Here is a 12,793-nt window from a genome sequence, read left to right on the forward strand (position 1 = left end):
CGGAATTATTCATCCGGCATATCGTCAGTATTGACGGGCTGTCTTTACCGTGGCCCCATGCCGCCGCCCGGCGGACCGAAGCCCGGTCCGCCCGGTCCGCCCGGTCCACGCGGGCCGCGCCCGCCGCCGAAGGTGCCGAAGCGGTACGACAGGCCGACATAGACCAGGCGCCCGTCCTGGCGGCGCAGGCTGTACTCGCGCAGGCGGTCGGTCTCGGTGATCGACTCCGATTTCGCCGAATCGAAAACGTCATTGACGTTGACGACCAGGCTCAGGGCCTGGCTCAGGTTGTGGCGGTAATTCAGGTCCGCAGTGCGGGTCGGCTGGCGATAGCCCTCGCCGAACAGCGTCTTGCCCTGGGCATTGAGCACCAGTTGCAGGCTGTTGGCCGCATTGAACTGGTAGTTGAAGCGCGCGCGGCCGGCGATCGAGGTCGCGCTGCGCTTGTCATCGTCCACGTTGCCGAGCACCGACTGCTCCGAATAGCCGATATTGCCGCTGGCATTGATCGTCAGCTTGGGCGTGGCGCGACCGCTGAAGGTGAATTCCAGGCCGCCCGAGCGGCTGGTGCCCGCGTTCTCGCGCGTGGTCAGCAGCACGGTGTCCGAGATGAAGTAGCGGCGCTCCGAAATCAGGTCGGTGTCACGGCGCGCGTACAGGCGCACATTGGTCTCGACGTTGCCAAGCTTGGTCTCGACGCCCAGTTCGAGCGAGTCGGACTCGGTCGGCATCAGGTCGGGATTGCCCGACGAGACGTTCGTTTCGTCGCGGTAGATCACGAAGGGATTCAGGTCCGAGGCGCCGGGACGGCGGATGCGGTGCGCATAGCTCAGGCGCAGCGCCGTGCTGTCCGACAGGTCATAGGTGAGGAAGGCGCTGGGGATCGCTTCCAGGTAGTGGTTGCCGGCCTTGATCCCGGTCGTCACCTGGTCCATGTCGAGATCGGTGTATTCGGTGCGCAGGCCCCCCAGCACGCCCCACTTCTCGCCCAGGCGCATCTGGTAGGTGCCATACAGCGCCAGCGTGGTGTCGACCAGCTCGAAGCGGTTGGTGCGGGATGCGTTGACGCTTTCGAACAGGGTGCCCGGATCGACGTTCAGGAAGCGGGTGTCGATCACGTTGCTGTTGCGTATCACCTTGTAGCCCAGCTTGAGCACGCCCGCCTCGCCCGGACGCTCGTAGTCGCCGGTGAAGTCGATGATACGGGTCTCGTTCAGGTTGTCCTGGCGGGTCAGCGGATCGGACGAGTTGATCGGCCGCACCGTGTAGTCGCTGGCGAAGCGGGTGTCGCCCTCGCCACGGGTACCAGAGAGGCGCAGGTCGGTCTTGAAGATCTCGCCCGGCCGCTCTCCCTTGTGGTCGAGGCTCGCGCTCAGGCTCGCGCTGCGGTTGCTGTTGTCGCGCACGGTCGAGCGCAGGTAATCGCTCTCGACCGCCCCGGACGCGTCGGTGCCGCGATAGCGCTCGGACGAGAGGCCATCCTGGTTGTTGGCGTTGAAGCTGGCCTTGACCGACACCACGTCCTTCTCGCCCAGGTTGTAGGTGAGCGAGCCATTGAAGCCGGCCGACTCGGTGTCGTTCTCGCTGGTCGAGGTCTGCACGCTGCTGGCCACGGCGCCGGTGGCCGGGTCGATGCGGTCGCGCGTCGTCTCGCCGGTCGAGCCGCGGCTGTCGCGGCGGCCGAACAGCGCGCCCTGCACGCTCAGGCGTCCGCCCGTGTAGCTGCCGAAGGTGGAGGCATTGAAGCGGCCCTCGGCGCCAGCATTGGCGTTGACCGTGCCGAAGCTGCCCGGCGTGCGTTCGCGCCGCATCACCAGGTTGATGATCGGCCCGCCGCCGCCTTCGTTGCCGAACTGCGCGCCGGGATTGTTGATCACCTCCACCGACTCCAGGTCGGCCGCCGGCAGCGCGCCCAGGGCCGCGGCGCGGTTCTCGCCCTGCATCATGGCGGACGGCTTGCCGTCGATGAGGATCTGCACATTGCTGCGGCCGCGCAGGGTCACGTTGCCGTCCGGGTCGACTGCGACCGACGGCACCTTGTTCAGGGTGTCGGCGATGGTGTCGTTGCTCGCCGCCGCATCGCTCTTGACGTCATAGGCCTGGCGGTCGATGCGGTTCGACGAGCGCACCGCGCTGACCGAGACCGTCGACTGGACCGGGACCTCGGCCTGGGCCGGAGGAGCTTCCGGCGCCGGAGTGGCCGGCGTCGTGACGACCGGCGTGGGCGTCGCGGGCGGCTGCTGGACGCTGGCGCCCGCGCTGACAGGCGAGAGCAGCGTGCCGGCCACGATCGGCGCAAGAAGCAAGACGGAAGAATGGTGACGTGGCATGGCAACCCGGATGCTGGACAATTGGACGAGCGTAATTGTCGCACGCGATTTGACCAAAAATCGTTAAGAAATGCTAAGACGCAATAAAAGTCACGGCCTTGATTCGTGCCGGGAGGTCGCATCGAGACGCCGTGCACGTCGCGCCGCCTTCGCGTAAACTTGGCGATTCAACCACAAGGAGAACGCCATGACCGCCTATGAATTCAACGCCACCGCCCTCGACGGCCAGCCGGTCGACCTGGCAAGCTATCGCGGCAAGGCGCTCCTGATCGTCAATACCGCCAGCGCGTGCGGCTTCACCCCGCAATACCAGGGCCTGGAGGAACTGCAGCGCCGCTACGCGGACCAGGGCCTGGTGGTGCTGGGCTTCCCGTGCAACCAGTTCGGCCACCAGGAACCAGGCAGCGAGGCCGAGATCGGCGCATTCTGCGAAAAGAACTACGGCGTGACCTTCCCGATGTTCGCCAAGATCGACGTCAATGGCGACGACGCCCATCCGCTGTTCCGTTTCCTGAAGGGCGAGGCGCCTGGCGTGCTGGGTACCGAGGCGATCAAGTGGAACTTCACCAAGTTCCTGGTCAATAAGGACGGCGCGGTGGTCAAGCGCTATGCGCCGGCCACCAAACCGGAAGAACTGACGGGCGATATCGAGAAGCTGCTGGCGGCCTGACGTCTTACTGCGCCACGGATCGTACTTGCTCGAGCGTGCGGGCGACCTCCGCCGGCACCGTCTCGCTGTATCGCCTCATGACGACAGACTTGCGCCCGGGCCCCACGCAGGTCAGTGTCGGACCCGCCTCGTCGTAGCGGCAGGTGGTCAGGGTGCTCCGGGCCTCTTCGGCGTCCTTCGGGTCGAGCGCGACCATGCGGGCGGTCAGCGTCGTGCCGTCCAGCGTTGCGTGCAGCGGAAAGCCGGCAATCGCGCGCACTTCCGGGCCTGCGTCACCCTTGCCGTCGATGCGTTGGGGAGGTGACGTGGAGCCGACCACTACGCCGTAGCCATCGGCGTCGAGATGCATCTGCGACTGCCCGGCTTTGCCTTCATACAGCGATTCGGCCGTGCCCCAGGTTCCCGTCAGCTTCGCCGGCAAGACGTCGGCCGCGGCGACCGCCGCATGCCACGCAAGCATGCAGGCCAGCAGCACGGTACGCTTGCCCGGCGCGGGCGTCCACCTTGAATGACGGTCCATCTTTTCCCCTTTTGTCGACTCCGGCGCTTACGGCGCGAGCAGCACGACCTCATCGTCCGGCCCCGGCTCGCACGCCGCGCCAAGCGGCTCCCAGCCGCGCCGCACGACGATGCGGCCCTCGTCGTGGCAGATCTCCACGCGCTGCGTCTGCGGCGCGCGCTGGCGCACAAAGGCTTCGATCGAGGCCGGCACGCTCACCTGCAGCGCGAGCGCGTGCAGGTCGTCCACCGGATGGTCGTTGACGTGCACCAGCGGCACGAACTGGCCGGCGAACATCAGCAAGTGCCCCGGCACCTTGACCGGGCCGGCGACGTAGCCCTGCGCGCGCAGCCAGTCCTGCGCCTGCTCGCGCACCTGCCCTCCCTGGCCAGCGCCGTGCCCCGATATTCCGCCCCATGCACCGGCCAGCAGTTCGGCCACCCACTGGTTGCAATTCTGGTAATCGGTACCGAAGGCATAGGCATTGGCGCTGTACTTCCCTGCCAGCAGCGCCAGCGCCAGCCCCTTGTCGCGCGCGGCGCGTTGGAGCTGCGCACCGTCTTGATCTGGCAGGAACAGCAGCGACACATGGCCGCTCGATGGCGCGTCGGCCCCGAGCGCAAAGCCCGAAATGCCCTGGTCGAACAGGTGCGGACGCGCATCTTCGCAGGCGTAGTACAGCTGGCGAATGGCCCAGGTGCCGTCGGCATCGTCGCGCAGCGCGACACCGGCATGCGAATACAGCAGGCCGAAGCGGCTCAGGTCCACGCCGGCACGGGAGACCAGCGCGACCTTGCCGCCCGAGCGTTCGAGTTCCTGGCGGACCACGCCGGCAAAGCGCAGCACGCGGTCCTGCTCGAGCGCGGTGATGTCGCTGTCGCGCTCGCAGAAGGTCGGCAGGCCGGCCCAGGCGGCGCCGCTCAAGGTGGCGCAGAGGCCGAGCGCCAATGCGGCGATCGTCCTGCGCAGCCGCATCAGATGACGACTTTGCGCGACGCCAGGTCGCGCTGCCAGTCGTCCTGCAGCGCCAGGAAGAACGGACGCTGGGTGTCGGCGTAGGCGAATTCGTAGCCGTAGACGCGTTCGTTCACGCGCACCACGTCGCCGCTATTGACCTGGCGCTGGGCCATGGCGCGGTTCGGCACGTCGAGGAAGAAGGTGCGGACCTGGCCGGCTTCGGCGCGCAGGGTCAGGCGGGTGGTGTCGGGCTTGTTCGGGGCTTGCGCGATGTCGATCACGCGATAATCGCCCGCCGCCACCTTGTTGTCGCCGCTCGAGCTGGTGCTGGAATCGCTGATCGAATCCGAAATGCTGGCCGACGACGCCGAACCGGCGCTGGAGGCCGAGGAGGCGAAGCTTTCGGCGTGGGCCGGTATGGCGCAGGCGATTGCGAACAGGCCCACGCACATGGAACGTGAAAAGATTGGCAAGGTCATAAGAGGCTTTCGTAGTCGAGCAAAACGCTCACATGGTACAAGCCCTTGCACTTGAACACCATAGTGCCGTCGTAACCGCTTGTGACAAGCGCACGGATTCGTCGTCAGCGCGTCTGTATGCGCGCCACGCCGTGGATGGTACAGCCACGGCTGACGTTGTCGAGGAAGCGGATGGCCTCGGTCATCGACACGCCCGGCGGCAGCAGGCCGCCCAGCGCGGCGTTCTCGTTCAACTGGTCGAGGCCATAGGCGATGGCGCGCGACACGTCGCGCGCCATGCGGCCGTCGCTGTTGTACAGCGCATCGTAGACGCCGGCGGCTTCCCACACCGGCACCAGGCCGGGACTGCTGCTGTCTTCGAAGACCACGGCGGCCGGGCCGCCCTCGTCGTCACGCACGAGTTGGAAGGTAAAGCTCAAGATCGTTCCTGGTAGTTGTCACTGATTTGCCACTGAATTCCCGCCGATTGCCGGGTTCGGCGCGATCCTAACACGACCAGGAAATCGGCGTTGCGGCGCGCCGGCAATCAGCGCAAGGCCCGCTCGAGCAGCTCGATCCAGTGCGTCACCGGCTTGTCCGTCCCCGACTGCAGGTGGCTCAGGCAACCGATATTCGCCGACACGATTTCGTCCGCGCCGGTCGCATCCAGGCTGGCCAGCTTGCGGTCGCGCAGCTGGTGCGCGATCTCGGGCTGCAGCACCGAATAGGCGCCGGCCGAGCCGCAGCACAGGTGGTTGTCGGCGCACAGCACCACGTCGATACCGGCCGCGTGCAGCACACCCTCGACCTTGGCGCGGATTTGCTGGCCGTGCTGCAGGGTGCAGGGCGGGTGATAAGCGACACGCGGCGCGTCCTTCCCCTGCGCCCGCGTCCTGATCTGCTCCTCGAACTGCGGCAGGATCTCGGACAGGTCGCGAGTGATCTCGCTGATGCGACGGGCCTTGTCGGCATAATCCGGATCGTGCGCCAGCAGGTGGCCGTATTCCTTGACCGTGACGCCGCAGCCGGAGGCGGTCATCACGATCGCCTCGACCTCGCCGTTCTCCACATACGGCCACCAGGCGTCGACGTTGCGGCGCATGTCGTCCAGGCCGCCGTCCTGGTCGTTCATGTGATAGCGCAGCGCGCCGCAGCAGCCGGCCTTCGGCGCCACCACCAGCTGCACGCCGAGAGAATCGAGCATGCGCGCCGTGGCGGCATTGATGTTCGGCGCCATCGCCGGCTGCACGCAGCCGTCCAGCAGCAGCATCTTGCGCGCGTGAGTCCGGGTCGGCCAGCGGCCGGCGGCGCGCGCCGGCTGCAGCTTGTCCTGCAGCCCTGCGGGCAACAGGGGCCGCAGCGCCTGCCCTATCCTGAAAGCCGGCTTGAACACGCCGGCGCGCGGCAGGCATTCCTTGAGCGTGGTGCGCCTGATCCTTTCATTCAGCGGACGCGGCACGCGCTCGTCGACCAGCTTGCGGCCGATGTCGACCAGGCGCCCATACTTGACGCCGGAAGGACAGGTGGTTTCGCAGTTGCGGCAGGTGAGGCAGCGGTCCAGGTGCAGCTGGGTCTTGCGGGTCGGCTGCGCGCCCTCGAGCACCTGCTTGATCAGGTAGATGCGGCCGCGCGGGCCATCGAGTTCGTCGCCCAGCAGTTGATAGGTCGGGCAAGTGGCGGTGCAGAAGCCGCAGTGCACGCAGGCGCGCAGGATCGCTTCGGCTTCCGCGCCTTCGCGCGTGCCCTTGATGAAATCGGCGAGTGTCGTTTGCATGGATCAGGCGCTTTCGGGGTACAGTCGGCCCGGGTTGAAGATGTGGGCGGGATCGAAGGCATCCTTCATGCGCGCATGGATGCGCGCCAGCGCCGGCGCCAGCGGCTGGAACACGCCAATACCCTTGTCGCCGCCACGGAACAGGGTCGCGTGGCCGCCGCAGGCTTGCACCGTGCGCCGGATCGCCCCGGCCGTTGGGGCATCACCATCCGCGCGCAGCCAGCGCTGGGCGCCGCCCCACTCGATCAGCTGGTCGCCGCCGAGCACGAGCGCGCCGGTGGTCGACGGCACCGACAGGCGCCACAAGGGCTCGCTGCCTAAGAAGAATACGTGACGCTGTTCACGTACGTCGGCCCAGAACGCAGCCGCATCCGGATGCGGCACCGCTTCGCCGCCCAGCAGCCGCATCGCGGCATCGACCGCCGCCTCGGCGCCGGACAGGCGCAGCGCCAGCTGGCCGCCGCACCAGGCGCTGCCAGATAGCGGCAAGGGCTGGCCGCCCCATTCGTTGAGGATGCGGATGGCGTCGATCTCGCTCATCTCGAAGCGCAGCGTGGCCTCGGCGAAGGGCCGTGGCAGCACCTTCAAGGACACTTCCAGCAGCAGGCCGAGCGTGCCCATCGAACCGGCCAGCATGCGCGAGACGTCGTAGCCGGCCACGTTCTTCATCACCTTGCCGCCGAACGACAGCACGTCGCCCTTCCCGTCCAGCAGCCTGGCGCCGAGCACGAAGTCGCGCGTGGCGCCGCTGCTGGCGCGCCGCGGGCCGCACAGGCCCGCCGCGACCGTGCCGCCCACGGTGGCGCCGGCGCCGAAATAAGGCGGCTCGAAGGCCAGCATCTGGTTGTGCTGCGCAAGCAACGCCTCGATCTCGGCCAGCGGCGTGCCGCAGCGCGCCGTGATCACGAGTTCGGTCGGCTCGTAGTCGACAATGCCGGAGTAGTCGCAGGTGTCGAGAACTGTTCCGTGCGGCGCGCCGCCATACCAGTCCTTGCTGCCGCCGCCGCGGATGCACAGCGGTTCACGCTCGCGCGCCGCGGCCCGTACCCGCTCCTGGAATCGTTCGATCGTTCCCATATGGCTCTCGTTCAAAAACGCGGCAGGTCCGGGAACGGAACCTCGCCGTGGTGCACGTGCAGCTTGCCGAATTCGGCGCAGCGGTGCGGGGTCGGGATCGCCTTGTCCGGATTGAGCAGCGCGACCGGGTCGAAGGCATGCTTGACCGCGAAGAAGGCATCGAGCTCCTTGCGGCCGAACTGCACGCACATCGAGTCGATCTTTTCCTTGCCCACGCCATGCTCGCCGGTGATGGTGCCGCCCACTTCGACGCACAGCGCCAGGATCGCGGCCCCGAAGGCTTCGGCGCGCTCGAACTCGCCGGGCGCGCTGGCGTCGAACAGGATCAGCGGATGCATATTGCCGTCGCCGGCGTGGAACACGTTCGAGCAGCGCAGGCCGTAGGTCTGTTCCATCGCGGCGATGCCGGCCAGCACCCGCGCCAGCTGCTTGCGCGGGATGGTGCCGTCCATGCAGTAATAGTCGGGCGAGATGCGGCCCGCCGCCGGGAAGGCATTCTTGCGGCCGGACCAGAAGCGCACCCGCTCCGCCTCGCTCTGCGACACCGCGATCGCGGTCGCGCCGGCGCGCTCGAGCACCGCGCTCATGCGCGCGATCTCCTCGGCCACCTCGAGCGCCGTGCCGTCGGCCTCGCACAGCAGGATGGCGGCGGCGTCGAGGTCGTAGCCGGCCTGCACGAAGGGCTCGACCATGCGCACCGAGGTGCGGTCCATCATCTCGAGGCCGGCCGGGATAATGCCGGCCGCGATCACGTCGGCCACCGCATTGCCGGCCGTGACCACGTCATTGAACGAGGCCATGATGACCTGGGCCAGCGCCGGCTTGGGCACCAGTTTTACCGTCACCTCGGTGACGATGCCGAGCATGCCTTCTGAACCGATGAACACGGCCAGCAGGTCGAGCCCCGGCGCATCGAGCGCCGCGCCGCCCAGCTCGATGACGTCGCCCTCGATGGTGGCCACCCGCACCCGCAGCACATTGTGCACGGTCAGGCCGTATTTGAGGCAGTGTACGCCGCCCGCGTTCTCGGCCACGTTGCCGCCGATGGTGCAGGCGATCTGCGACGACGGGTCGGGCGCATAGTAGAGGCCGAAGGGCGCGGCGGCTTCGGAGATCGCCAGGTTGCGCACGCCCGGTTGCACGACGGCGGTGCGCGCCAGCGGGTCGACGCGCTTGATCTGGCTCATGCGCGCAGTGGACAGAACGACACCATCGCGAATCGGCAGCGCGCCGCCCGACAGGCCCGTGCCGGCGCCGCGCGGCACTACCGGCACTTGTAACTCACGGCAGACGTCGAGGATGGCCAGCACCTGCGCTTCGTCGGTCGGCAGGGTCACGACCAGCGGCAGCTGGCGATAGGCGGCCAGGCCGTCGCATTCGTAGGGCCGGGTGTCTTCGGGGTCGGACAGCACGCAAGACGCCGGCAGGCGCGCGCGCAGGGCCGCCGCCACCTGCGCACGGCGCGGCGCCGGGTCGGGTTGAAAGGCATGATCGGGCATGCTTCGATTGTAAGCACAAGCAAGCACATTCGCCACGTTTTGTCGTATGCTCATCCCATCGTTTTTTCTCACCAACGCATAAGGCAACATCATGGGCAACCGCCTCTCGAAAATCGCGACCCGCACCGGCGACGACGGCAGCACCGGCCTGGGCGACGGCAGCCGCACCGGCAAGGACAGCGCGCGCATCCACGCACTGGGCGAAGTCGACGAACTCAATTCCTTCGTCGGCCTGCTGCTGTGCGAAGACATGCCGGCCGCATTGCGCGAAGAGCTGGTCTCGATCCAGCACGACCTGTTCGACCTGGGCGGCGAGCTGTGCATCCCCGGCTACCAGATGATCAAGGAAGAGCACGTGGCGCGCCTGGACAGCCTGCTCGAGAAGTACAACGCCGACCTGCCGGTCCTGAAGGAATTCATCCTGCCGGCCGGCTCGCGCGCGGCCTCCACCGCCCACGTCTGCCGCACCGTGTGCCGGCGCGCCGAGCGCGCCATCGTGGCCCTGTCGAAGGCAGAGCAGATCCACGCCCACCCACGCCAGTACGTCAACCGCCTGTCCGACCTGATGTTCGTGCTGGCGCGCGTGCTGAACCGCCATGCCGGCGGCAGCGACGTGCTGTGGCAGCACGAACGCAAGCGGGGCTGATCCATGGACGACTTCATCGGCGTATTCGACGACGCGCTCACGGCGCAGCAATGCGACGCGCTGCTGGCGCGCTTCGAGGCCAGCGACAAGGTCGTGCGCGGGCGCACCGGCAACGGCGTCGACGTCGACAAGAAGGACAGCTACGACATCACCATCAACCTGCACCGCGAATGGGACGACGTCACCCAGTTGCTGCTCGAGACGATGTCGCGCCACCTGGTGCAGTACGTCGACCGCTACCGCATGCTGCTGATGGGTTCCCTGTCGCCGACCCTGCAGCATCCTCAGACCGGCACGCCGACGGTGCTATCGATGGACAACTTCGAGGAAGTGGGGCGTCCGTATATCGAAGACCTGGTGCGCGTGCTGTACCGCCCCGGCACCATCAACCTGCAGAAGTACCGGCAGTCCAGCGGCGGCTACCACCACTGGCATTCCGAGATCTATCCGCAGAACGCCAGCTGCGATTCGCTGCACCGGGTACTGCTGTGGATGTTCTATCTCAACGACGTGGAAGATGGCGGCGAGACCGAGTTCCTGTACCAGGGCCGCAAGATCGCGCCAAAAAAGGGGCGGCTGGTGATCGCGCCTGCCGGCTTCACCCATACCCACCGCGGCAATGTGGCCAGGAGCGGCGACAAGTACATCGCTACTTCCTGGATCCTGTACCAGCGCGCCGAGGCGTTGTTCGGCCAGCCGGCGGGGTTGTAACGGCAGCCAAAAAATCGTCCCACGGCGGCCGCTCGCCCCACTGTTCGAGCAGGTAGTCGATGAATACCCTCACCTTCTGCGGCAGGAAGCGGTTTTCGCGATAGACGGCCAGCACCTGGCTGCCGAACATGCCCACCGGCCGCGCCGCCGGCAACACATGCAGCGCACGGCCGGCGCGGATGTCCTCGCCCACGACGAAGGTCGGCAGCAGGGCGATGCCGGCGCCGCCCAGCATGGCTTCGCGCAGCGCCTGGCTGCTGTTGACCGCCAATGCGCTGGCGGGCTTGAGCCGGACCGGCGCGCCGTCCACGTCAAATTCCCAGACCGCGCCGGGCCCCGTGTCGGCGAAGGTCAGGCAATGCGCGCCAGCCAGCCCGGCGACATCTAGCGGCATGCCGCAGCGCCGCACGTAATCGGGCGAGGCCGCCAGCACGTAGCGCAGCGGCGCCACCGGCCGCGCGACGACGCTCATCAGGTCGATCTTCGGCGACAGGCGCAGCGCGACGTCGATGCCTTCTTCGACCAGGTCGACGTGACGGTCGGTTAGGTTCAGGACCACGCGCACCTCGGGGTAGCGCGCCATGAAGCCGGGCAGCAGCGCGGCCACTTGCGCGTTCCCGAACGCCATCGAGGTCGACACGCGCAGCGTGCCGCCAGGCCCCGACTGCTGCCCCGCCGCCGCGGCCTCGATGGCCCGGCCCTCGTCGATCATGCGCACGGCGTGCTGGTAAATGTCGCGCCCCGCTTCGCTCAGGGCGATATGGCGCGTGGAGCGGTTCAGCAGTTTTACCTGCAGCGCCTTTTCGAGCCGCGCCACCGCCTTGCTGACGCTGGCCTTGGTCGTGCCCATCCGGCGCGCCGCTTCCGAAAAACTGCCCGCCTCGACCACCTGGACGAAAGGCCACAGGTCCGAGAAATCGCGCGGCGCCAATTCGCTCATGGTATCCCCATTGGAAACAATCTGTTATCGATTCAGCGTATTGTATCCATAAAGACAGGACAGTAATCTGGTCTCTCCCCCACCGGAGACGATCATGACGGCATCCAGCATCCTCAAACCAATAATCGCAGCGCCCTCCTCCACGCTACCCTTCCTGTTCATCCTCATGTGGAGTTCGGGCTATGTGGTCGGCAAGCTCGCGCTGCCCTATGCCGGACCGTTCACCCTGCTGTTCCTGCGCTTCGCGCTGGCGGCGCTGGTGCTGCTGGCGATCGCGCTGCTCACCCGGGCGCCATGGCCGACCGGCTGGAAGCCGGCGGCGCATCTGGTGGTGGTTGGCCTGCTGATGCAGGCGCTGCAGTTTTCCAGCCTGTACACCGGCCTGAAGCTGGGCGTGAGCGCCGGCGTGTCGGCCCTGATCGTCGGCACCATGCCGCTGTTCACCGCCCTCGGCGCCAGCGTGTTCCTGCATGAACGGGTCAACGGCCGGCAGTGGCTCGGCCTGGCGGCGGGCCTGGGCGGCGTGGCGCTGGTGGTGGCCGACCGGATCGGCGGCGCCACCCTGGCCGGCCTGGGCGCGGTGAGCCTGGCCCTGGCCGGCATCACGCTCGGCACCCTGTACCAGAAAAAATACTGCGCCGATGCAGACCTGCGCACCGGCGGCTGCATCCAGCTTGCTGTCGCCAGCATCGTCGCGCTGCCGCTGGCCCTGTGGTTCGAAGGCTTCGAGGTGCGCTGGGGCGCGGAGCTGCTGCTGGCGTCCGGCTGGCTGTCGATCGTCAATTCGATCGGCGCCGTCAGCCTGCTGTTTCGCATGATGCGCAAGGGCGAAGCCAGCAAGGTCGCCAGCCTGTTCTACCTGGTCCCCGGCACGACCGCCCTGATGGGATTCGCCTTGCTTGGCGAAACGCTGGGTGCGATGACGCTGGCAGGTTTCGTGGTCACGGCCGGCGCAGTCAGTGCTTGCACCGCAAGCAATAGGCAAAAGGTCGCCCCTAAAACAGCCTTGCTGCCATAATAGCGAAATGTTAATTCCGTTTTTAACGTTGTTTTCATTATTTCGGCGTTCCACATCGTTAAAACCGCCAAAATTCTGTTAAATCGGTAAATAATTAGCAATAGTTTGTCTGGAAACTACCACAAAGCCGCAAAATCATTTCTCGTTCATCTACTCCCATGCGTAGACTTGTGCCTCACGGAAACATCCTGTTCCGCTACTTTCAATCGGCACA

The 12,793-nt window shown here is 66.9% G+C and carries 13 protein-coding genes; 4 read left to right on the top strand and 9 right to left on the bottom strand.

Annotated elements, in window-relative coordinates; translation table 11 throughout:
- Positions 1 to 44: 44 nt before the first annotated feature.
- Complete coding sequence (locus SOM28_RS12710; protein WP_320468336.1) at positions 45 to 2,330, bottom strand: TonB-dependent receptor domain-containing protein; 2,286 nt, start codon at positions 2,328 to 2,330, stop codon at positions 45 to 47.
- 187 nt (positions 2,331 to 2,517) lie between these two features.
- Between SOM28_RS12710 and SOM28_RS12715 the strand changes: the two genes are divergently transcribed.
- On the top strand, positions 2,518 to 3,000 hold the full coding sequence (locus SOM28_RS12715; protein ID WP_320468337.1) for a glutathione peroxidase: 483 nt from the start codon (positions 2,518 to 2,520) through the stop codon (positions 2,998 to 3,000).
- Between the two features lie 4 nt (positions 3,001 to 3,004).
- On the opposite strand, the gene SOM28_RS12720 is transcribed toward SOM28_RS12715, so the two are convergent.
- From SOM28_RS12720 to SOM28_RS12750, 7 genes are all read right to left on the bottom strand, one after another.
- Positions 3,005 to 3,520: a hypothetical protein gene (locus tag SOM28_RS12720; RefSeq protein WP_320468338.1), complete on the bottom strand. Its 516-nt coding sequence runs from the start codon at positions 3,518 to 3,520 to the stop codon at positions 3,005 to 3,007.
- A gap of 27 nt (positions 3,521 to 3,547) precedes the next feature.
- A complete protein-coding gene (locus SOM28_RS12725; protein ID WP_320468339.1) occupies positions 3,548 to 4,474 on the bottom strand; it encodes a DUF2145 domain-containing protein in 927 nt (308 codons plus the stop codon).
- Complete coding sequence (locus SOM28_RS12730; protein WP_229415096.1) at positions 4,474 to 4,935, bottom strand: hypothetical protein; 462 nt, start codon at positions 4,933 to 4,935, stop codon at positions 4,474 to 4,476. Before SOM28_RS12730 ends, SOM28_RS12725 begins: the two co-directional genes overlap by 1 nt.
- 104 nt (positions 4,936 to 5,039) lie before the next feature.
- A complete protein-coding gene (locus SOM28_RS12735; RefSeq protein WP_109345019.1) occupies positions 5,040 to 5,354 on the bottom strand; it encodes a hypothetical protein in 315 nt (104 codons plus the stop codon).
- 107 nt (positions 5,355 to 5,461) lie between these two features.
- Positions 5,462 to 6,688 carry a glycolate oxidase subunit GlcF gene (gene glcF, locus SOM28_RS12740; RefSeq protein ID WP_320468340.1) on the bottom strand — a complete coding sequence of 409 codons (1,227 nt, stop codon included), beginning with the start codon at positions 6,686 to 6,688 and terminating at the stop codon, positions 5,462 to 5,464.
- A 3-nt stretch (positions 6,689 to 6,691) separates the two neighbouring features.
- On the bottom strand, positions 6,692 to 7,765 hold the full coding sequence (gene glcE / locus SOM28_RS12745; protein WP_320468341.1) for a glycolate oxidase subunit GlcE: 1,074 nt from the start codon (positions 7,763 to 7,765) through the stop codon (positions 6,692 to 6,694).
- An 11-nt stretch (positions 7,766 to 7,776) separates the two neighbouring features.
- Complete coding sequence (locus SOM28_RS12750) at positions 7,777 to 9,264, bottom strand: FAD-linked oxidase C-terminal domain-containing protein (RefSeq protein ID WP_320468342.1); 1,488 nt, start codon at positions 9,262 to 9,264, stop codon at positions 7,777 to 7,779.
- A 91-nt stretch (positions 9,265 to 9,355) separates the two neighbouring features.
- Here SOM28_RS12750 and SOM28_RS12755 point away from each other — a divergent pair, with 91 nt between their 5' ends.
- Both SOM28_RS12755 and SOM28_RS12760 read left to right on the top strand, forming a co-directional pair.
- The gene (locus tag SOM28_RS12755) at positions 9,356 to 9,910 is read left to right on the top strand and encodes a cob(I)yrinic acid a,c-diamide adenosyltransferase (protein ID WP_123071926.1); all 555 of its coding nucleotides are present in this window, start codon (positions 9,356 to 9,358) and stop codon (positions 9,908 to 9,910) included.
- 3 nt (positions 9,911 to 9,913) lie between these two features.
- The gene (locus SOM28_RS12760; RefSeq protein ID WP_320468343.1) at positions 9,914 to 10,621 is read left to right on the top strand and encodes a 2OG-Fe(II) oxygenase; all 708 of its coding nucleotides are present in this window, start codon (positions 9,914 to 9,916) and stop codon (positions 10,619 to 10,621) included.
- On the opposite strand, the gene SOM28_RS12765 is transcribed toward SOM28_RS12760, so the two are convergent.
- Complete coding sequence (locus tag SOM28_RS12765) at positions 10,560 to 11,561, bottom strand: LysR family transcriptional regulator (RefSeq protein WP_320468344.1); 1,002 nt, start codon at positions 11,559 to 11,561, stop codon at positions 10,560 to 10,562. The genes SOM28_RS12760 and SOM28_RS12765 overlap by 62 nt on opposite strands.
- Positions 11,562 to 11,655: 94 nt before the next feature.
- Here SOM28_RS12765 and SOM28_RS12770 point away from each other — a divergent pair, with 94 nt between their 5' ends.
- The gene (locus SOM28_RS12770) at positions 11,656 to 12,579 is read left to right on the top strand and encodes a DMT family transporter (RefSeq protein WP_320468345.1); all 924 of its coding nucleotides are present in this window, start codon (positions 11,656 to 11,658) and stop codon (positions 12,577 to 12,579) included.
- Positions 12,580 to 12,793: the final 214 nt, after the last annotated feature.

It is taken from the genome of Massilia sp. CFBP9026, from assembly GCF_034045165.1.
Lineage (GTDB): Bacteria > Pseudomonadota > Gammaproteobacteria > Burkholderiales > Burkholderiaceae_D > Telluria > Telluria arenae.

Coding starts and splice junctions, on each gene's coding strand:
- SOM28_RS12710 (WP_320468336.1), bottom strand. CDS start 2,330: ATGCCACGTCACCATTCTTCCGTCTTGCTTCTTGCGCCGATCGTGGCC.
- SOM28_RS12715 (WP_320468337.1), top strand. CDS start 2,518: ATGACCGCCTATGAATTCAACGCCACCGCCCTCGACGGCCAGCCGGTC.
- SOM28_RS12720 (WP_320468338.1), bottom strand. CDS start 3,520: ATGGACCGTCATTCAAGGTGGACGCCCGCGCCGGGCAAGCGTACCGTG.
- SOM28_RS12725 (WP_320468339.1), bottom strand. CDS start 4,474: ATGCGGCTGCGCAGGACGATCGCCGCATTGGCGCTCGGCCTCTGCGCC.
- SOM28_RS12730 (WP_229415096.1), bottom strand. CDS start 4,935: ATGACCTTGCCAATCTTTTCACGTTCCATGTGCGTGGGCCTGTTCGCA.
- glcF (WP_320468340.1), bottom strand. CDS start 6,688: ATGCAAACGACACTCGCCGATTTCATCAAGGGCACGCGCGAAGGCGCG.
- glcE (WP_320468341.1), bottom strand. CDS start 7,765: ATGGGAACGATCGAACGATTCCAGGAGCGGGTACGGGCCGCGGCGCGC.
- SOM28_RS12750 (WP_320468342.1), bottom strand. CDS start 9,264: ATGCCCGATCATGCCTTTCAACCCGACCCGGCGCCGCGCCGTGCGCAG.
- SOM28_RS12755 (WP_123071926.1), top strand. CDS start 9,356: ATGGGCAACCGCCTCTCGAAAATCGCGACCCGCACCGGCGACGACGGC.
- SOM28_RS12760 (WP_320468343.1), top strand. CDS start 9,914: ATGGACGACTTCATCGGCGTATTCGACGACGCGCTCACGGCGCAGCAA.
- SOM28_RS12765 (WP_320468344.1), bottom strand. CDS start 11,561: ATGAGCGAATTGGCGCCGCGCGATTTCTCGGACCTGTGGCCTTTCGTC.
- SOM28_RS12770 (WP_320468345.1), top strand. CDS start 11,656: ATGACGGCATCCAGCATCCTCAAACCAATAATCGCAGCGCCCTCCTCC.